The 19,572-nt window shown below is 59.3% G+C and carries 15 protein-coding genes; 7 read left to right on the top strand and 8 right to left on the bottom strand.

Annotated elements, in window-relative coordinates; genetic code table 11:
- Positions 1 to 188: 188 nt before the first annotated feature.
- Positions 189 to 1,565 carry an amino acid permease gene (locus AXW79_RS18460; RefSeq protein WP_005310533.1) on the bottom strand — a complete coding sequence of 459 codons (1,377 nt, stop codon included), beginning with the start codon at positions 1,563 to 1,565 and terminating at the stop codon, positions 189 to 191.
- 364 nt (positions 1,566 to 1,929) lie between these two features.
- On the opposite strand from AXW79_RS18460, the gene AXW79_RS18455 reads away from it, so the two are divergent.
- Positions 1,930 to 2,217, top strand: a complete 288-nt coding sequence (locus tag AXW79_RS18455; protein WP_005310536.1) for a hypothetical protein — start codon at positions 1,930 to 1,932, stop codon at positions 2,215 to 2,217.
- A gap of 123 nt (positions 2,218 to 2,340) precedes the next feature.
- Here AXW79_RS18455 and ppsR read toward each other — a convergent pair whose 3' ends face one another.
- Entirely contained in the window at positions 2,341 to 3,153 is an 813-nt protein-coding gene (gene ppsR, locus AXW79_RS18450; RefSeq protein ID WP_005310537.1) for a posphoenolpyruvate synthetase regulatory kinase/phosphorylase PpsR, read from the bottom strand.
- A 320-nt stretch (positions 3,154 to 3,473) separates the two neighbouring features.
- Here ppsR and ppsA point away from each other — a divergent pair, with 320 nt between their 5' ends.
- Positions 3,474 to 5,852: a phosphoenolpyruvate synthase gene (gene ppsA, locus AXW79_RS18445; protein ID WP_011898845.1), complete on the top strand. Its 2,379-nt coding sequence runs from the start codon at positions 3,474 to 3,476 to the stop codon at positions 5,850 to 5,852.
- A gap of 354 nt (positions 5,853 to 6,206) precedes the next feature.
- A complete protein-coding gene (locus AXW79_RS18440) occupies positions 6,207 to 7,184 on the top strand; it encodes an AraC family transcriptional regulator (protein ID WP_005310543.1) in 978 nt (325 codons plus the stop codon).
- A gap of 102 nt (positions 7,185 to 7,286) precedes the next feature.
- Here AXW79_RS18440 and AXW79_RS18435 read toward each other — a convergent pair whose 3' ends face one another.
- The 5 genes from AXW79_RS18435 to AXW79_RS18415 all read right to left on the bottom strand — a co-directional run bounded on the left by AXW79_RS18435 (position 7,287) and on the right by AXW79_RS18415 (position 13,842).
- Positions 7,287 to 9,668: a beta-glucosidase gene (locus AXW79_RS18435; protein ID WP_005310546.1), complete on the bottom strand. Its 2,382-nt coding sequence runs from the start codon at positions 9,666 to 9,668 to the stop codon at positions 7,287 to 7,289.
- 455 nt (positions 9,669 to 10,123) lie between these two features.
- Positions 10,124 to 10,585: a serine protease chaperone gene (locus AXW79_RS18430; protein ID WP_005310548.1), complete on the bottom strand. Its 462-nt coding sequence runs from the start codon at positions 10,583 to 10,585 to the stop codon at positions 10,124 to 10,126.
- An 18-nt stretch (positions 10,586 to 10,603) separates the two neighbouring features.
- Positions 10,604 to 12,481 (bottom strand): serine protease Asp, encoded by a 1,878-nt coding sequence (asp, locus tag AXW79_RS18425; RefSeq protein ID WP_011898844.1) that lies wholly within the window; start codon positions 12,479 to 12,481, stop codon positions 10,604 to 10,606.
- A gap of 433 nt (positions 12,482 to 12,914) precedes the next feature.
- Positions 12,915 to 13,454, bottom strand: a complete 540-nt coding sequence (locus AXW79_RS18420; RefSeq protein ID WP_005310553.1) for a hydrolase — start codon at positions 13,452 to 13,454, stop codon at positions 12,915 to 12,917.
- A 19-nt stretch (positions 13,455 to 13,473) separates the two neighbouring features.
- Positions 13,474 to 13,842: a hypothetical protein gene (locus AXW79_RS18415; RefSeq protein ID WP_005310555.1), complete on the bottom strand. Its 369-nt coding sequence runs from the start codon at positions 13,840 to 13,842 to the stop codon at positions 13,474 to 13,476.
- 558 nt (positions 13,843 to 14,400) lie between these two features.
- On the opposite strand from AXW79_RS18415, the gene AXW79_RS24070 reads away from it, so the two are divergent.
- Both AXW79_RS24070 and AXW79_RS18405 read left to right on the top strand, forming a co-directional pair.
- Entirely contained in the window at positions 14,401 to 14,709 is a 309-nt protein-coding gene (locus AXW79_RS24070; protein WP_331200023.1) for a hypothetical protein, read from the top strand.
- A 429-nt stretch (positions 14,710 to 15,138) separates the two neighbouring features.
- A complete protein-coding gene (locus AXW79_RS18405; RefSeq protein ID WP_005310559.1) occupies positions 15,139 to 15,969 on the top strand; it encodes a MetQ/NlpA family ABC transporter substrate-binding protein in 831 nt (276 codons plus the stop codon).
- An 84-nt stretch (positions 15,970 to 16,053) separates the two neighbouring features.
- On the opposite strand, the gene AXW79_RS18400 is transcribed toward AXW79_RS18405, so the two are convergent.
- Positions 16,054 to 16,776, bottom strand: coding sequence for a phosphatase PAP2 family protein (locus tag AXW79_RS18400; protein WP_005310560.1), 723 nt, complete (start codon positions 16,774 to 16,776; stop codon positions 16,054 to 16,056).
- A 368-nt stretch (positions 16,777 to 17,144) separates the two neighbouring features.
- On the opposite strand from AXW79_RS18400, the gene AXW79_RS18395 reads away from it, so the two are divergent.
- Positions 17,145 to 18,278, top strand: a complete 1,134-nt coding sequence (locus tag AXW79_RS18395; RefSeq protein ID WP_005310562.1) for a 4-phosphoerythronate dehydrogenase — start codon at positions 17,145 to 17,147, stop codon at positions 18,276 to 18,278.
- A gap of 167 nt (positions 18,279 to 18,445) precedes the next feature.
- Complete coding sequence (locus AXW79_RS18390) at positions 18,446 to 19,462, top strand: aspartate-semialdehyde dehydrogenase (protein WP_005310564.1); 1,017 nt, start codon at positions 18,446 to 18,448, stop codon at positions 19,460 to 19,462.
- Positions 19,463 to 19,572: the final 110 nt, after the last annotated feature.

The following is a 19,572-nucleotide window of genomic DNA, read 5'->3' as shown; positions in this document are numbered from 1 at the left end:
ATGATTAGACCACTACAAAGTGATATCGCCTGGCGGGCAGCTGGCTCCCATTCTTGCAGGCTTGATGGCAGGCAAGGGGGGCAGGCTTGATGGCTTGCATCCCTGTGCTCAGCATCTGGCAGCAGATAGAAGATGGATAGAAAAATGCCGGTCAGTGACCGGCATTTGAATAACGAGCGTCGGAAAAATCAGCCAAGGTCGGCGGCAAGACGTCCCTGACGTTTCAGCTTGAGTTGATAACCGATGGCCAGCACGACGATCCAGACCGGGATGAGCAGCACCGAGATCTGGATGCCCGGAGTCAGGTACATGATGACCAGGATACCGGCCATGAAGGCAAGGCAGAGGTAGTTACCGAACGGGTACCAGAATGCCTTGAACTTGGGCTCAACCCCTTCGGCCTGTTTGCTCTTGCGAAACTTCAGGTGCGCAAGGCTTATCATGGCCCAGTTGATGACCAGGGCCGAGACCACCAGTGCCATCAGCAACTCGAACGCCTTGCCCGGCATCAGGTAGTTGATCAGCACGCACAAGAGGGTTGCCGCTGCGGAGACGGAGATAGCCACTACGGGCACACCGCTCTTGCTGGTTTTGAGCAGGCTGCGCGGGCCGTTGCCCTGCTTGGCCAGACCGAACAGCATGCGGCTGTTGCAGTAGACACAGCTGTTGTAGACCGACAATGCAGCGGTCAGCACCACCATGTTGAGCACGGTTGCCACCAGGTTGCTATCCAGCGCGTGGAAGATCATCACGAAGGGACTGCCGCCTTCCACCACCTTGCCCCAGGGATAGAGGGACATTAGCACGGCCAGGGCGCCAATGTAGAAAATCAGGATACGGTAGATCACCTGATTGGTGGCCTTGGGAATGCTCTTATCGGGGTCATCCGCCTCTGCGGCCGTGATCCCTACCAGCTCAAGGCCGCCAAACGAGAACATGATCACCGCCATCGCCATCACCAGACCGCTGATGCCGTTGGGGAAGAAACCGCCCTGGTCCCACAGATTGGTGATGCTGGCATCCGGTCCGCCGTTGCCGCTGGCGAGCAGGTAGCCGCCAAAGCCAATCATGCCGACGATGGCGACCACCTTGATGATGGCAAACCAGAATTCCATCTCGCCGAACGCCTTGACGTTGGAGAGGTTGATGGCGTTGATCAGCACGAAGAAGACGGCAGCCGACATCCAGGTCGGGATCTCGGGCCACCAGTACTGGACATAGATGCCGACCGCCGTCAGCTCGGCCATGCTCACCAGCACGTAGAGTACCCAGTAGTTCCAGCCGGAGGCGAAACCGGCGAAGTCACCCCAGTATTTGTAGGCAAAGTGGCTGAAGGAGCCCGCTACCGGCTCTTCCACCACCATCTCACCCAACTGGCGCATGATGAGAAAGGCAATAAAGCCGCCGATGGCATAGCCGAGCAGCACTGAGGGGCCCGCCATCTTGATGGTCTGGGCAATGCCGAGAAACAGGCCGGTACCTATGGCACAGCCCAATGCGATGAGCTGGATATGGCGGTTTTTCAGGCCGCGCTTCAGCTCCTCGCCGTCTTGTTGAAGATCCATTCTTCCTTCCTTCCTTACGTCTCTGATGTCACTCGTCTGTCATCTCGCCCGTCGAGTCACTCATGTGACCTTGCACGGCAAAGCGTGCTTGAAACGTGACGAAATCCGTATTTATTTCGTTACGGCAGGTCGCTTGTTGTTTTTTGTAGCGGCTACCAACGGAAGCAGAATAGTGATAATCAGCCGTCAACGCACCTGTTTTCCTTATCATTCGTTGGTTTTTTCGGCATCAAGCAGGTTTTTCAGGACTCCAAATACAAAAAGGGGAGTGGCAGGTTGCATTGTGAACAATCGAACGCTGTTCAGTTGACTCTTTCAGTGATTCCTGTTTTATAAAGCCTCCTCCGTGAAAAGGACAGGCTTCATGCAACGTATTATTGGCAGCCTATTGGCCGTCTCGCTCTGGTTGACGGTCTGGCTCTCGCCCCTGTTGCTGGCTATGGCGGCGGGATGCATGCTGGTCTGGGCCGTGCAGGGTGACGAGTATCTGGTGAGGCACTTTCGAACCGTGCTGCTGACAGCTGGCGCTGTTGGTTTGCTGCCGGCGCTCTGGTTGACTGAACGGGTACGCAGGCGTTATGGCGTGCTCAACTTTTACGCCATGCTGATGAACAACAAGGAGTTGAACAGCACTGGCTCCCGTCCCCGCTAGCCACAAAAACGGAGCCACATGCTACTGCATTGGGCTCCGTTTTCATTTCTGCTTATCTGTCCCGTCAACTTGCCACCTGGGATGAAGTTGGCAGTGCGTTGATCTCCAGGATATTTTCCCATTTCAATAGAGCTGACGGCGCATGCCGGTAGCCTCCAGAATTTTCGCGCTTATCTCCTCCACCGAGTGAGAGCTGGTGTCGAGGAAGCGGATCGCCTCCTGGCGAAATAGCCGCTCCACGCTTGCCAACTCCTGCTCGCACTGCTCCAGCGAAGAGTAGCGGCTGTTGGCGCGGCGCTGATTGCGGATCTCGTGCAGCCGCTGGGGCGTTATGGTGAGGCCGAACAGCTTGTGGCGATTGGCCTTGAGGGCGGTGGGCAGCACCAAGGCGCCCATGTCCTGTTCGATAAAGGGATAGTTGGCGGCGCGAATGCCAAATTGCAGCGCCAGATAGAGGCTGGTCGGCGTCTTGCCACAGCGGGAGACCCCGATGAGGATGATGTCCGCCTCCTCATACTCCTTGGTGGTGATGCCGTCGTCGTTGGCCAGTGCGAAGTTGACCGCCTCGATGCGATCGTCATAGAGCTTGCGGTTCTCCATGCCGTGGGTGCGATGGAGTCTCGGCTCGGCCTTGACCCCCAGCTCCTGCTCCAGCGGGCTGACGAAGGTGTTGAGAAAGTCGTGGCCGCTCGCCTGGGCCTTGAGCACCTCTTCTCGTACCAGGGGGTCGACTATGGTGTGAAACAGTATGGGCCGCAGCCCGGTCTGGCGGAACTGCTCGTCGATACGCGCCCGCACCTGCCTGGCTTTCTCCAGGGTCTCTACGAAGGGGATGGTGACTTGTTCGAACACCAGTGGAAACTGGCTCAACACGGCGTGGCCGAATACTTCGGCCGTGATGGCAGTGCCGTCGGAAACATAGAATACGGTATGCACGATGCGCTCCTGTGATGCGGGCTGGCGAGGTTGCGAGCAGTCAGTATCTCTCGAAACCATATCTATTTTGTCAACCGATCTGCTGTGTCCAAGTTGTGAAGTGGCTTGCAAACCTGAGTCGTTACCTTTTTGTGTTGGCATTGTAGAATGTCTGTGTCATTCGACCATCCCCAAATCTTGCTCGGGGATTTTTTTGACAATAAGTAGAAAACGTTTTCATGGTCGTTGGCAACAGTAGAAACGGACAATAACGCATATAACTCACGCACCTAATTTGGCGCAGAAGGTGCCATGGCACCCGAGCCCACCAACCTGGAGACATGCAAGTGCAACAGTACGTACTCTGGTACGAACAACTCGGAATGCAAGATGTAGAACGAGTTGGCGGCAAGAACGCATCCCTTGGCGAGATGATCAGCAACCTCTCTGGTGCCGGTGTATCCGTGCCGGGTGGCTTTGCGACCACGGCCTTTGCGTTTAACGAGTTTCTGGAGTCAAGCGGCCTCAACGGCAAGATCCATGATCTGCTCGATAACCTGGATGTGGACGACATAGGCGCCCTCAACCGGGCGGGTCAGCAGATCCGCGACTGGGTGATCGAAGCCCCATTCCAGCCTGCACTGGAGCAGGCGATCTGCGCCGCCTACGACAAGCTGAGTGCGGGTCTGGATGCCTCTTTCGCGGTGCGCTCTTCCGCCACCGCCGAGGATATGCCGGACGCTTCCTTTGCCGGTCAGCAGGAGACCTTCCTCAACGTACGCGGCATCGATGCCGTCATGATTGCCGTCAAGCATGTGTTTGCTTCACTGTTCAACGACCGCGCCATCTCCTATCGGGTGCACCAGGGTTATGACCACAAGGGCGTGGCGCTTTCGGCCGGGGTGCAGCGCATGGTGCGCTCGGATCTCGCCGCCTCCGGCGTCATGTTCACCCTGGATACCGAATCCGGTTTCAATGACGTGGTCTTTATTACAGGCGCTCAGGGCCTGGGCGAGATGGTGGTGCAGGGCGCAGTCAACCCGGATGAGTTTTATGTGCACAAGCCAACCCTCAGGGGCGGGCGCCCTGCCGTGGTGCGCAAGACCCTCGGCTCCAAACTTATCAAGATGACCTACTCGGACGATGCCGGTCATGGCAGTCAGGTGAAGATCGTCGACACGACCGAGACCGAGCGCAACCGCTTCTGTATCACGGATGCCGAGGTGATGGAGCTGGCCAAGCAGGCCCTCATCATAGAGCAGCACTATGGTCGCCCCATGGATATCGAGTGGGCCAAGGATGGACAGGATGGCCAGCTCTACATAGTGCAGGCGCGTCCCGAGACGGTGCGCAGCCGCCAGGAGGCCAACACGCTCGAACGTTTCGCCCTTAAACAGGCGGGCAAGGTGCTGATCGAAGGGCGAGCCATCGGCCACAAGATTGGTGCGGGTCCGGCGCGGGTCATCTCCTCCATCAGCCAGATGGACGAGGTGCAGCCCGGCGATGTGCTGGTCACCGACATGACTGATCCGGACTGGGAGCCCATCATGAAGCGGGCCTCCGCCATCGTCACCAACCGTGGCGGGCGCACCTGTCATGCCGCCATCATAGCCCGCGAGCTGGGTATTCCGGCTGTGGTGGGTTGTGGCAATGCCACCGATCATATTGCCCCGGGTCAGCTCATCACCGTCTCCTGCGCGGAAGGGGATACCGGCTTCATCTATGACGGCGAGCTGGATTTCGATGTGGCGGTCACCGAAGTGGGCAACATGCCACCCTTGCCCATCAAGATCATGATGAACGTCGGCAATCCGGACCGGGCGTTTGATTTCGCCCAGCTGCCCAATGCCGGTGTGGGTCTGGCGCGGCTCGAGTTCATCATCAATCGCATGATTGGTGTGCATCCCAAGGCCTTGCTGGAATTCGACCAGCAGAGCCCGGAACTTCAGGCCACCATCCGCAAGATGATCGCAGGCTACGACAATCCGCGGGAATACTATGTCGCCAAGCTGACCGAGGGGATCGCCACTCTGGGTGCCGCGTTCTGGCCTGAGCGGGTCATAGTGCGGATGTCGGACTTCAAGTCCAACGAGTACGCCAACCTGGTGGGCGGGCGTGACTATGAGCCCCACGAAGAGAACCCCATGATAGGGTTCCGTGGCGCGGCACGTTACATCGCCGACAGTTTCCGTCCCTGCTTTGCGCTGGAGTGTGAAGCCATCAAGCGGGTGCGCGACGTCATGGGGTTGACCAACGTCGAGGTGATGATCCCCTTCGTGCGCACAGTGGGTGAGGCCGCCCAGGTGATCGACATTCTGGCCGAGAACGGGCTGCGCCGTGGCGAGCGGGGGCTCAAGGTGATCATGATGTGCGAGATCCCCTCCAACGCCCTGCTGGCGGATCAGTTCCTGCAGCACGTGGATGGCTTCTCCATCGGCTCCAACGACATGACCCAGCTCGCACTCGGACTGGACCGGGACTCGGGCCTCATCGCCCACCTGTTCGACGAACGCAACGAGGCGGTCAAGGCGTTGCTGTCGATGGCCATCCAGGCTGCGCGCAAGGCGGGCAAGTATGTCGGCATCTGTGGCCAGGGGCCATCCGATCACCCGGACTTCGCCGCCTGGCTGGTCGAGCAGGGCATAGACTCAGTGTCCCTCAACCCGGATACCGTGGTCGATACCTGGCTCTATCTGGCCGAGCAGCACAAGGCTGGCTGATCCTCGTCGGTTCCTGCCTGCGAATAATAAAAATGGCGCCCCCGCAGGGCGCCATTTTTATCGCGCAATAAACCCGATGGCATTATTTGTCCGGGATATTTTTATTCCTGCTCAAAATAGGCGCGCCAGATCTTGGTTTTACACTCCGTTACATCTGTTCACTTCATCACCACCCCATAATAAGCCTGCCATGTCATGACGAAGTGGGCGGATCACTATATTCACGTCATGTAGAGCAAGGCGGGATAAACAGGTTCCGCTCGCGTTCTATTTATCAATAAATATGTTGTTTGTTATTAATATGGCCAGGGTAGGCAGATGTCACAGAGCGTATCAAATCAAGTGATCAGAAGAATGCTGACGGCCTGTCAGCAGCAAGGGGGAGATACGGATGCCATCCTGATGGCTGCCGGTCTGACGCCATTCGATATTCATCGTGAGCATGGCCGGATCCTGGCCCATAGCCATTACCGCATGCTGGGCCTGATGCAGCGGCATCTGAGCGGCTTTCACGAGGGCATACTGTCTTACGATATCGCCGAGCTTTACCAGCACTATCCGGCGCTCATCAGCCTCTGCCTGAACCAGCCGTCCCCTCGCGCCGCCATCGAAGCCCTGCTGGCCTATCGCACCGTCATCGGCAACTGCGACGATTTTGTGGTGCGAAGAGGGGCGCTGTTTAGCCAATATGAGTATATCAATCAAGGACCTGCCGCCCTGGGCGCGAGTCAGGCCATCCCCAATTTCGTCATCCTCTACCGGATCCTGCGGGTCTATGCTCCCGGCCTTGGCGTCTCTGTGGGGTTCGTCGGCAAGCCGCCGGCCCATCACCGCCAGCTGGATCACTTCTTTGGTACCCACTGCCGCTGGGATCAGCCGGGCAACACCCTGACCATAGACAATGCCCTGCTGGATAGCCGCGCCGATAGCTACAACGAGCCGCTTTGCCGCCTGCAGACAAGCCAGCTCGCGCATATCTGCCTCGACATCGATGAGCGGGTGCCCTTTGCCAATCTGGTGGCGGACATGATCCGCCATAAAATCCGCGGTGGTGTCATGGAGAGCGATGACCATTTACTCAAGGATGTCTGTTCGGCCATGAATATCAGCCGCTGGACATTGAACCGAAAATTGCAGGCGGAGGGCAGCAGCTTCTCCGCCATCTTGAAACGGGTCAAGATGATGGAGGCCTGCCGTTTATTGGGAGAGGGAGAGCAACCGCTGCAAAATATCAGCGATCTGGTGGGTTTTTCCTCCCAGAGTGCCTTCAATCGTTTCTTCAAGGCCAATACCAATATGACTCCGCTGGCCTATCGCAATATCCGCCAATAATAACGGGACCCGGCCTGCGCCTGATCCCGTCAAGGGGGAAGGCAACAAGGGGGGCGCACCCTGGTGCACCCCCCATCACCTGCATTTCTTATCTGGGCTCGCTTATTTTGTCACAGTGGTGACGGTGGCGGCATCCACGCCGCTGGGCAGGGCCAGGGCGCCCGGGGTCGTGCTGCTCACCACTATCTCCTTGCTCACCGTGAAGGTGACCGGCGTGGTGGCGGAGACATCGGAAGAGGAGCTGATGTAGGCGCTGTAGCTGCCCGGCTCCACTATCCACTGGTTGCTGGCCTCATCGAAGCTGGCGAGTATGCTGGCCGGAATGGTGAAGCTCAGCAGCTCGCTGGCGCCCGGTGCCAGCTGCTTGGTCTTGGCAAAGGCCTTGAGTTCTATGATCGGTTTTTGCAGTTTGACCTCGGGGGCGGTGACATAGACCTGGGCTGCCTCCTTGCCTGACACTGCGCCCGTGTTGGTGATGGTTGCCGTCAGCACCAGGCTGCCGGCCGCGCCCTTGGCCAGGGTATTGCTGGTGATGGCGGGGCTGGTGTAACCGAAGCTGGTGTAGGAGAGGCCAAAGCCAAACGGGTAGGAAACTGCCTTGTCGAAGGTGCTGTAGTAGCGGTAGCCCACATAGATCCCCTCGTTGTAATAGAGATCGTCCGGCTCGCCGTCACCGTTGGTATCCTCACCCGGGAAGGTGCCGGCGGAGGGCACGCTGGCGTAGCTGAGCGGGAAGCTCTGGGCCAGTTTGCCACTGGGGTTGACCGCCCCCGACAGCACGTCCGCGACCGCATGACCGGTTTCCTGACCGGCCATGTAGGCCAGCAGTATGGCGTCTACCTTGTGGCTCCACTGGGCTGTGTCGATGACGCCGTTGACGTTGAGCACCACCACCACCTTCTTGCCCTGGGCGTGGAAGGCGCTGCTCACCGCATCGATGAGGGCGATTTCGTCATCGCCGAGCAGGTAGTCGCCCTTGCTGTCGGTGCGATCGGCCCCCTCACCGGCCTGACGACCCAGGCTGATGACGGCGACCTCCTGCTCGCTGGCGGCCGTGGTGATCAGGCTGGCGAGCGCCGGGCTGACGGCGGCCTCGTCACAGGTGTAGTAGCCCTTGGCGCCGAATTGCCCCTCGTGATAGACCTTGTTGGCCTCATAAAAATCGCCGTAGTAAGCCTGCAGTGCCCCGTTGACCGGGAAACGGCTGGCCAGCCCGTGGGCTATGGTGGTGGTGCTGGCGGAGTTCACGTCCCCGCTGCCGGTGCCACCCTTGTAGGTGTTGATCTGGTTGATGCCAAAGCTGGCCACCTTGCTGGTCACGGCTATGGGCAGGGCGGCGGCATCGTTGCGCAGCAGCACCATGCTTTCGGCTCCGGCCTGGCGAGCCAGTTTGGCATGGGTGGCCAGATCCGGGCTGTTGCTGACGGCCAACTGATTGTAGGAGGGGCTCTTCATCGCCTGGGTCAGGATATGGATGGCGGCCTCGGTCACTTTGGCCTCGTTCAGATCGCCCTGCTCGATGGATTGCTGCAACTGCTCCTTGACGTTGCCGGGTTCAATCAAATCTTGCCCTGCCAGCACCTGCTTGTAGGCGTTGTTGGCTACGTCGCCTGCGAACCAGTCTGACATCACCAGGCCGTCGAATTGCCACTCACCGCGCAGCACATCGGTTATGGCATCCTTGCGCTCGTTGACATAAGTGCCGTTGACCTTGTTGTAGGAGGTCATGACTGCCCATGGCTGGGCCTCGTTTACCGCGATCTGGAAGCCACGCAGATAAATTTCACGGAAGGTTCTCGGCTCGCCGATGTCGTTGATCTGATTCCGGTTGGTCTCTGAGTTGTTGCCAAAGTAGTGCTTGATGGTGGTGCCCACCCCGTTGCTCTCTACCCCGTTGACCATGGCGGCGCCTATTTTGCCGGTGAGCAGCGGGTCTTCCGAGTAGTACTCGAAGTTGCGGCCATTGAGCGGGTTGCGCTGGATGTTCATGCCGGGGGCCAGCAGGATATCGACCCCGTACTGGCGCACCTCGTCCCCCATGGCTTCCCCAACGGATTTGACCAGATTGACGTCCCAGCTGGAGGCGAGCAGGGAGCCGATGGGCCAGGCGGTGGCGTAATAGGTGGCGCTGTCGCCGTCGCGATTGGCGCTGATCCGCAGGCCCGCCGGGCCATCGGCCAGTTTCAGAGCCGGAATGTCGATACCGTCGGCACTGCGTGCCACCCCGTTGATGTAGCCCGCTACCCCGGCGACATCCTGTTTGACGTTGATGGCGCCGTTGGCGCTGCCATACCCTGGGCCGGAGAGCAGGCTCAGCTTCTCGTCCAGGGTGAGCTTGGCCACCATGGCTTCGGCCTGACCGCGGTAGTAGGCATCGTCTTTTACCAGGGGATCCGAGTCGTTCTGGTTGCAGCCAACCAGCAGCCCGGCGAGGGCCAGGCTGACACCGAGTGAAACCGCTTTCATTTTTGTCGTGATAGGCATGAAGACTTCCTCGTAACTGTCTGAATAAAAAGGCAAGTGCGATATCGACACCGGCAAGTGATCGGGCCGGGCGGCCGCTCTGATGGCGGGTTCCCATGGATATCGATGACGGCTCAGGGTGGGCCAGGGTGCATGTGCAAGGGTGCAGCCATGGCCGGAGCCGCAGGCAGGTTAGCAAGTCGGGCTGGCTGCGCCTTGCCTTGGAGGAGCGAGAAATGTGCAGTTGGGAGCAAGGGTGCCAAGTTGTGACAGGGGTCGCATCACAGGCTGCGCGGCAGGGAGGGGAAAGGAGAGGCTGGATGGCCCACCATTGAGGATGGTGGCAACAGGGCGGTCCGGTTTGGGTTGCGATTTGCCGCGAGGTGCAGGGCGCAGACGCTCGGGCAGAAGAGAGGGGGCCAGCGGCCCCCTCGGCGTGTGCAAGATACCTCGCGCTTGTCAGCGCAAGGGCTTGCTCACTTTGGCTGTTTCAGTGCTCCGGCCAGTTCGATCTGCACCCTGACCCCTTGCTGCTTGAGCTGGGTGGCAATAGCGTTCAGATCCGAGCCTGGCTTGGCCTCCAGCAGGGCGATGCCGCCGCTGCTCTGCTTGAACTGCAGGCCGTGGCGGCCCGCCAGAGCCTTGGCCTGATTGTCATCGGCCTCGACCAGCAGGGTACCGCTGACGGTCAGCTCAGGGCTGGCGACCCCTTGCAGCAGGACGTCGCCGCTGCGCAGGGTCTGTTGTGGCACCTTGCCATCCAGACTGCGGGCGACCCGTTTCTTGCTGCCGTTATCCGGCGTCAGGTAGGTTTTGCCATTCACCTCTATGGTGTTGTACTGCTGGCCATCGATCACCACCGATTCGTCGGCCGTTGCGTGCACGCAGACCGAGGCCAGCAGGCTTGCCAAGGCAAGGCTGAGTAAGCTGTGTTTCATGTTATGACTCCTCTGTGATCAGGAACGGGCTGCGTCGTGACCGAGTACCCGCAGGGACCAGTCGAGCAGTTGACCCGGCTGGCTGTTGTTGCGCTCGGTCAGGGTACTGCGGGTGTTGGTTCTGCGATCGAGCAGCGAGACTTGGCGGCTGCCATTGGCCACGTCGGTCACCTCCAGGCGCCACTCGCCATGAGCCGGTTCGCCGTAGAACTTGTGGGAGAGCATGCGCATGTCACGCAGCCCCTTGGTGCGCACATAGCCCAGCTGCTGCCGGTCGAGGGATTGTCCCACCAGGCTGTTGTTGGGGTTGAGCAACACGCTGCGGGTACCGGATGGCGAGACCAGTTCGATCAGCAGGTCGGGCAGCCGCTGGTGATCCAGGCTCACCATCACCTGCACGGCCTCGACCGTCAATGGCTGATCGACCTGCGTGCTGGAGCGGGTCGGGCTGCTGCCCACATCCGGGATGGCGCCGACGGCGCGATCCCGTACCGTTACCTTTTGCCAGGGCAACTGCACCAGTGGTGGCAGCGGTTCGTGGCTGGCGGCGCTGGCCAGGGTCTTGTTCACATCCACCAGGCCGAAACCATAGCTCGGGCTGTACCAGAGGCCGGCCGCGTTGCGCTCCCATCCCTCCAGACCCGTCACCTGGCGGCGCTGGCCGTTGGCGGCCGTGTAGTTTATCTGCACGGGCCCCTGATTGGCGTCGAGCCGGGTGGCGTTGCGGGCCAGCAGGTCGCGCAGATCCCGCACCGACAAGTCCGGGTAGGCGGACATCAGCAGCGCCATGGCGCCTGTGGTGTTCGGAGTCGCCGAGGAGGTGCCGTTCATCACACCGTTGTAGTCGCAGCTGGCATCCAGTTGCGGGTTGTTGTGCAGCCGGTTGGTGCTGGGATCGTCCACCCGGTTGTAACCCATGTCGCAGCCGGGCAGATCCGTGGTCACCATGGCGGGCGCATCCGTGCCGTATTCCCCGCCGGGGGCGCTCAGGAAGACGTTGCTGCCTACGCTGGAGTAGGAAGAACGCACTCCGTCCGCGTTGATGGCGCTCACCACCAGGTTCCAGAAGTTGCTGTTGGAGGGATCTATATTGCTGTTCTCAAACGGCAGCTTGGGCAGGTTGCCGGTGCGGTTGAGCACATAGTTGCCAGCAGCAATACGGCTGAAGCCGTTGCCCGCCGCCTTGATATAGGCCGCGCCTTGCGCCTGCTGGGTCCGCTGTTCGAACAGGCGATCGAGCTGTACCTGATCCAGCCCGTTGGCCCCTTCAGGATCGACCAGGCTCATGCCGTAACTCTGGTTGAAGACCCGGTTGTCTGCGGTGACGGCGTTGCCGCCAAGGGCGTAGAGCCAATCTTTTTGCAACTGCTGGCTGTTGTCATCAAGCAGGTTGAAGCCTTGCAATTGGACGCGGGGGGCTACCCCCAGGGTGCCTATGCTGTTGTCCACCGCGGCTATGATGCCGGATACCGAAGTGCCGTGGGCACTGTCCGGATCGGTCGGGGTAGGATCGCTGCCACCGGTCACCACGTTTTTGGAGCCGGGGCGCACATTGTCGGCCAGATCCGGGTGCGCTATGGCTAGGCCATCGTCCACCACGGCCACATTGATGCCCTGACCCAATACTTCGGTGCGGTGTGCCCACCAGAGGTTGAGATCATTGCCCGCCATGCCGCCGCGAGGGCTGAAGGCATTCTGGCCGCTGTTGAGCAGGTGCCACTGCTGGTCCTGCAGGGGATTGATGCCGGGCAGACAACGGACTGCGCTGCTGCGGCCGGTATCGAGTCCGGCCTCTTTGCCGGTGAGTGGGGTGCAACTCTCATTAGCCTGAACTGAAGCGATAGGCAGGGCCGAGAGCAGGGCCGAGATTGCCAACGCCAACGATGTTTTTCTCATTTATAAACTCCATCTTATATCGCACCGTCCTGGGTGCGACTGGCATCTATACACGGGAAAAACAGAGCCAAAAAGCGCTCATTTCAGTTCTGGGACAAGGCTCAAAAAAATCCCATTACAAATCTGTTTCAAACCATATGGGGGTTCCGGCGAATCCCTTTATGTGCTGTATTGAGAACTTTTCTCAGTTGCTGGCTGTTGATGTTTGTATTTATAGATCAACATGTTATTAACTCATCATTGACCCTGGCTGCGGCTGTGCCGAGGCAGCTGCTTTGAGTTGGCCCTGATCGGATATGGCTTATCTCCAAGTTGGCGTTATGTGGCAGGCAAGCCTGCCATACCGAACAGCGGGTTTTGTGCCCAAGCGATAATAAAAACGGCGCCAGTGGCGCCGCGTTTTTGTGAGGTGCTGACCGAGAGTGGTCAGCCGTTATTTGATCAAGGCCAGGATCGGGCGAAACGCCGGATGGCGGCAATCCCCCAGCAGCTCATAGAGGCACATTTCCACCGAGGTGAGCCGCGCTCCACGAGTGGCAAGCTGAGCGATGGCCAAGTCGCGGTTGGCGGCGCTGCGGGAGGACACCGCATCCACCACCAGGGAGACATCGGCGCCGCTGTCGAGCAGTCCCAGCACAGTCTGGTAGACGCAGATATGGGCCTCTATGCCGCACACCAGCCAGTGGCATCTGCCGGTCCGAGCGAGGGCGGCTGCCACTGCTGGCTCCCCCAGCGCGCCGAAGCTGAATTTTGTCAGCACGGGGGCACCGCTCTGCAGCGGCTGCAACTCGGGCACCGTTGGCCCCAGCTTGTCCGGATTCTGTTCCAGCCAGACAACCGGCAAGCCCAGTGCCTGGGCCCCTTGTACCAGCCGTGCGCTATTGGCAATCAGGGCCGGGCTCCCCTCAACGAGCCGTGCCAGCTTGCCCTGAATATCGACGACCAGCAGGCCTGTGGTAGAGGCGGTCAGCATGATGGCTCCTTGGATCAGATCAGAGTGTGGCGCCCAGTGGACGGATGACAGATGTACGCGACTGGTTCCACAAATAGATGAGGGTCAGCGCGATGGCGGTACCGATCGGCAAGGCGAACAGATGCAGCGCAATAAAGCACCAGAAGACAACCTTGAAGCCCTTCACCGGCTCTGTGAGTCCGCGATAAGCTACATAGTTGAATGCCATGACAAACAACCCAATGGCCAGTGCGAGGCCGATGCTGACCCCCTGTGACGGGGCTGATCCGGCCGGGTGCAGCGGGCTGACCGTGACGACGGACCATGCAACAAACGCTACCATGGCCAAAGAAAAAAGTGTCGAAGCGATAAAGATACCTTTGGCGATCAGCTGTTGTTTGGGGCTCATGAATACTCCTTGAATAGGGTGTGGTCTTGCTCCCTGCTCGTGATTTAGCGCGCCTTCCATGTTGTTCGCTATTGACATGGTGGCGTATAAAATATGAGTCACGGCACCCTGTCGATGAGGCCCATAAACCTACCGGCAATGCCAGCATCAGTCAAAAATAAAGTAATTCAAATTGTAAATTCAGTAACAGCCATAAAATTATGACATTTTGCATTATCTGCTTTAGGAAGCGGGAATGTAGGTGCATTCTTGGTAAAATATTGAGTGGTCAGAAATTTCTTACGAGCGCGAGGGCTGTGATGGCGTTTATATCGCCAAGAAGATGACTTTCAACCCAATATTATATTTTTATATGATATTTTCGGAAGAAATAATGCTGTTTCTATCCAGCCCCTCTCGATCTGCTTCTACGAGCCTTCAATATTTTTAATTGCTCCTTTCTATCTCGTACCCAAAATAATGCTTTCTTTAAAACCTATTATAATCAATATATACTACGGCCTCTATATTATTCCCATCAGGATCAAGCAAGAATGCGGCGTAATAATCAGGAGCATAGTGAGCACGAAAGCCTGGTTGTCCGTTGCAGCGAAAGCCTGCCTGGATACCCGCCAGGTGAAAAGCATCGACTTGTGCCTGAGTCGTAGTGCTGAAGGCAAGATGGCAGTGTGTATGTCGCTCGCCCCTTTCGATCAAAAAGCTCACCTTGTCACGGCCGAACAGGCCAAAACCGGCAGCATCATCATCTGCCCACTTGAGTTCCACATGCAGTGGATGGAGTACGGTTTGGTAGAAGCGCTTGCAGTCGTCAAAATGCACTGTCTTGATTTCAACGTGATCGATCACGGCAACTCCTCGACGGATTGAATAAGACTATCTCCTGCTATGCGAGCTATCAGGGCTCTGTTGCCAAGATAGACGCTACCGCCCCTGAATGGCGCTTCCAGTGAAGTGAGCACCTTCTTCAGCAAGGTGAGCCTGAAAAAGGGCTCTGGCCACCCAGACCCGACTGATGACCACAATAAGCCAGTTGAGGCCGATTCGGGGAGGGGGCAAAAGCAATACTGTGTGGTTTATCAAAGATTTTCTGCATCAAGTTTAGCAAGGCATGAAGTGTGGGTTTGGCTGTTACCTGGTTAAGCTTGCCCTGTTTTGTTGCTTGGCGACGGGAAGAGGCTCTGTTATGGTTGCATATGTTAGCCGTTTGGATGGCTGGATGGTTGTAGCGAGAAGCCTATTGTGGTCGTCGCCGTCATCCTGCCACCTTTTGATGAGTATTTTGACAGGGAGTCCCTTATGCAGCGTCGTTCCTTCTTCACCCTCTCCGCGCTGGCACTGCTGGCCAGCAGCCTGCCGTTTTCAGTTCTTGCCGCCGATCCGGCCAAGAAAGAGATAGTGATTGGCACGACTGTGGGGGACTTTGCCGACATGGTGACCGACTCCATCAAGCCGCAGCTGGAGGCCAAGGGCTACAAGGTCAAACTGGTGGAGTTCACCGACTACGTGACCCCCAATATCGCGCTGGCCGATGGCTCGCTCGACGTGAACTGCTTCCAGCACAAACCCTATCTGGAGAGTTTCTCAACAGACAGGGGCCTGTCGCTGGCTCCCATCACCCAGGTGCCGACCGGTCCCATGGGACTCTACGCCGGCAAGCTGGGCGAGCTGAAGGCGTTGAAAGAAGGGAGCACGGTCACCATTCCCAACGATCCGACCAATCAGGCGCGGGCCCTGCTGATGCTGCAGGATCTGGGCTGGCTCACCCTCAAGGAGGGGATCAATCCCCTCAAGGCGAGCGAGTTTGATGTGGCGAAAAATCCGCACAATATCAAGCTGATCCAGCTGGAAGCTGCGCAACTGCCGCGTTCGCGGGAGGACGTGGACTTCTCCGTCATCAACGGCAACTTTGCCGCCTCCAGCGGCATTGCGTTCAGCGAGGGTCTGTTCCTCGAGCGCAGCTACAACTTCATCAACTGGGTGGTGGTGAAAAGCGCCGATGCCGATCAGCCATTCGCCAAGGACGTGGCGGCTGCTTACAACTCCCCCGAGTTCAAGGCCTATGCCGCCAAGCGCTTCGTGGGTTACAAGTATCCCGAGGGCTGGCAGGGGCAGAGTGCCAGCAACTGAGCATGGCTATCGGTATGTGACGTTATCGCACCAACAAAAACGGGCACCAGAAGGTGCCCGTTTTTGTTGGCATGGTCACAGACGTCAGTAGCGGCGCAGCCACCAGCGGGCGGCAAACAGGGCGGTCAGGCTGCCGAGCAGGGCGCTCGCCAGTACGTCCATCGGCCAGTGCATGCCGATCAGCATGCGCGACAGGCCTATGCCCAGTGCCCACAGTGGCAGCAGCCAGACCCCTGAAGGGGCGCGGGCCAGCCAGATCAGGCCGAAGAACTGGGCGAGACTCATGGCGGCGATACTGTGGCCGGAGGGAAAGGCGTAGTTCACTTCTGCCTGCCAGTGGTCCGTGAGCCATTCGGGCAGGGCCAGCAAGAGGCTCGCCGCATGCACCTGTTCGCTGCGTACCTCGACACTGCCAGAGTAGAACTGCTGGATGGCGGGGATCAGACTCTGGCCCTCCAGCCAGAGCAAATAAGGGCGCGGCTCCTGGGTCAGGTGCTTGATGATGCTTTTGATGGCCCAGTCGCCAGCGAGCATGGCAAACAGGGCGCAGACCAGTGCCAGCATGGCGGGCAGGCTCAGCGTCAGCTTGTGTCGGGTCAGCAGCAAGAGGGCGGCAATGCTGATGGCAATGCCGGGCACATCCACCATGGGGGTGAGGGCGTAGGGCCACCACAACCAGCCCGATTGCAGGGCCTGGCTCATAAAGGGTTGCCAGGGCAGGCAGGCCAGCAACAGTAGCGGCAGGATCAGGGCGGCGCTGAAACCAAGCACCTGACGGCGCGGCAACGAAGAGGCATGAGTCGGCATAACAAGGCTCGTAACAGGTGCGCGTTAAACGGGCAGGAAAAAAGAGGCGTCATTGTGCCAGCCTCGGCGGGTCGGTCAAGTCGCGCTGGTCTGGCTGTAACATGGGCTTACAAATGAGTGTGGCCGGGCCGACATGACGATATGGGCGTGGGTCATCAGCATCTGAGCATCTTGGCGGTTTGCCCAGGCACTGTGGTGCGATGGTGGTGAAAGGGGGGCGGCGAACAGGCATCTGAACATCTGGCCGGTTTGGGCAGGCCGGGCGGTGTGATTGTGGTGAAAAGTCATGGGCGAATAAGCATCTGAAAGTTCTGCTGGTTTGGGCTAGAATGGCGCGCCTGTGGCCGGTTGCGAAGTGAGAGAGCCCGATGAAGATTGTCGTTGATGAAAATATGCCCCACGCCCTTGAGCTGTTTGCCGAATTTGGCGAGGTGATCCCCTTGCCAGGACGGCAGATGCAGGCGGTGGACCTGCAAGATGCCGACGTGCTGCTGGTGCGCTCCGTGACCCGGGTCGATGCCGAGCTCCTCGCCACCAGCCCGCGGCTCAGGTTCGTCGGCACCGCCACCATAGGTACCGATCACGTCGACAAGGCGCTGCTGGCGGTGCGCAACATCCCCTTCTTCAGCGCGCCCGGCTGCAACAAGTATTCGGTCGGCGATTATGTGCTCTCTACCCTGCTGGTGCTGGCCGAGCGTCATGAGCTCAACTTGCGCGAGATGAGCCTCGCCGTCATCGGGGCGGGCAATACCGGTGAATGCGTGGCGTGCAAGGCCGAGGCCCTCGGCATGCGGGTGCTGCGCTGCGATCCGCCGCGGGCTCGAGTCGCCGGGCAGGCAGGCGAGACAGACGCATTCGTCGACTACCAGACGGCACTCGGTGCCGACATCGTCAGTTTCCATGTGCCCATCACCCGCGAGGGGCCGGATGCTACTTTCCACCTGCTGGATGAGCAGGTGATCGCCGCGCGCCCTGCCGGGCAGATCCTCGTCAACGCCTCCCGTGGCGAGGTGTGGGACAACCAGGCGCTGCTCGCTCGCCAGCAAGGGCTTGAGCCCCTGCGGCTGGTGATGGATGTGTGGGAAGGGGAGCCAGAGCCCCTGCGTGCCCTGGTGCCCCATACCGAGATTGCGACCCCTCACATCGCAGGCTACAGCCTGGAGGGCAAGGCGCGCGGCACCTGGATGCTCTATCAGGCGCTTTGTCAGCAGTTGGGCCGCGCGGCGCGCCAGGATCTGCAATCCTTGCTGCCAGCCCCCGAGGTGCGCGCACTGACTCCGGGTCAACCGGTGGATCAGGCGCTTATCAAACAGCTGGTGCACCTTATTTATGATGTGCGCCGCGACGATGCCCGTTTTCGCAACCGGATTGAGCTGCCCGGCAGTTTCGATGAACAGCGCAAGCACTATCCGGAGCGGCGCGAGCTATCCTCTTTGCACGTCAACGGCCCCTTCGCCAGCGATACTCTGGCCCGACTCGGTTTCACCGTCCAACCCGGCTAAACCAGATTCAACAGATCCAAACGGCTGGGGTAAGCGGCTTCGACGCCGGCCCCGCCCGTCTCTGGCTTGGTGTCATGCCGAGCCCTCTATCAGGCAGGTTCGCCTGCCAACGGTGATGCCAGCGTGCGTTGCCGACACTATTTGCAATACCACAGGAGAGAACATCAGTGAGTCAGCAATTCAACGTAGCGGTATTGGGCGCCAGCGGCGCCGTGGGTCAGGCCATGATTGAAATTCTGGAGGAGCGCGCCTTCCCGGTCGGTACCCTCTATCCGCTGGCATCCAGCCGCAGCGCCGGTGATACGGTGCGCTTTTGTGGCAAGAATCTCGAAATCAAGGATGTGGAAGAGTTTGACTGGAGTCAGGTGCAGATTGCGCTCTTCTCCGCCGGTGCCGAGGTTTCTGCCAAATGGGCGCCGATCGCCGCCGAGCACGGCTGCATCGTCATCGACAACACCTCCTGCTTCCGTTACGACGAAGATATCCCCTTGGTGATCCCGGAAGTCAATCCGGGCGCGTTGGCGGATTTTCGCAACCGCAACATCATCGCCAACCCGAACTGCTCCACCATCCAGATGCTGGTTGCGCTCAAGCCCTTGCACGACGAGGTCGGGATCGCCCGCATCAACGTGGCGACCTACCAGTCCGTCTCCGGCTCTGGCAAGGAGGGGGTAAGCGAGCTGGCCGGCCAGACCGCGCAGCTGCTCAACGGGCGTCCGGTGGAGCCGACCATCTATCCGCACCAGATCGCCTTCAATCTCATTCCGCAGATCGACAGCTTCACCGACAACGGCTACACCCGTGAAGAGATGAAGATGGTGTGGGAAACCCAGAAGATCCTGGGGGATGCCAGCATAGCCGTGAACCCCACCTGCGTGCGGGTGCCCGTCTTCTATGGTCATGCCGAAGCGGTGCACGTCGAGCTGCATCAACCGCTCGATGCGGATCAGGTCAAGGAGCTGCTGCGCAACGCCCCGGGCGTGACCCTGTTCGATGACGAAACGGACTATCCGACCCCGGTGCGCGATGCCACCGGCAAGGATGAGGTGCTGGTTGGCCGTGTCCGTCAGGATATTTCTCACCCCAGCGGTATCAATATGTGGATCGTGGCCGATAACGTTCGTAAGGGCGCCGCGACCAACAGTGTGCAGATTGCCGAACTGCTGGTGCGCGATTACCTCTGATCTGCGGATCTGCCGGCCCGGTGGAGGACAAGTTCCATCGGGCCTGTCCCTTGCCACCCGCGTGCGGTGTGGATGTGACCGGGGCCGCACTCTATGGCCCCGAGAATTTT

The sequence above is a fragment of the Aeromonas salmonicida subsp. salmonicida genome (assembly GCF_001643305.1).
GTDB lineage: Bacteria > Pseudomonadota > Gammaproteobacteria > Enterobacterales > Aeromonadaceae > Aeromonas > Aeromonas salmonicida.
The sequence above is the reverse complement of the archived record's forward strand: the minus strand, read 5'-3'. Positions and strand labels throughout refer to the sequence as shown.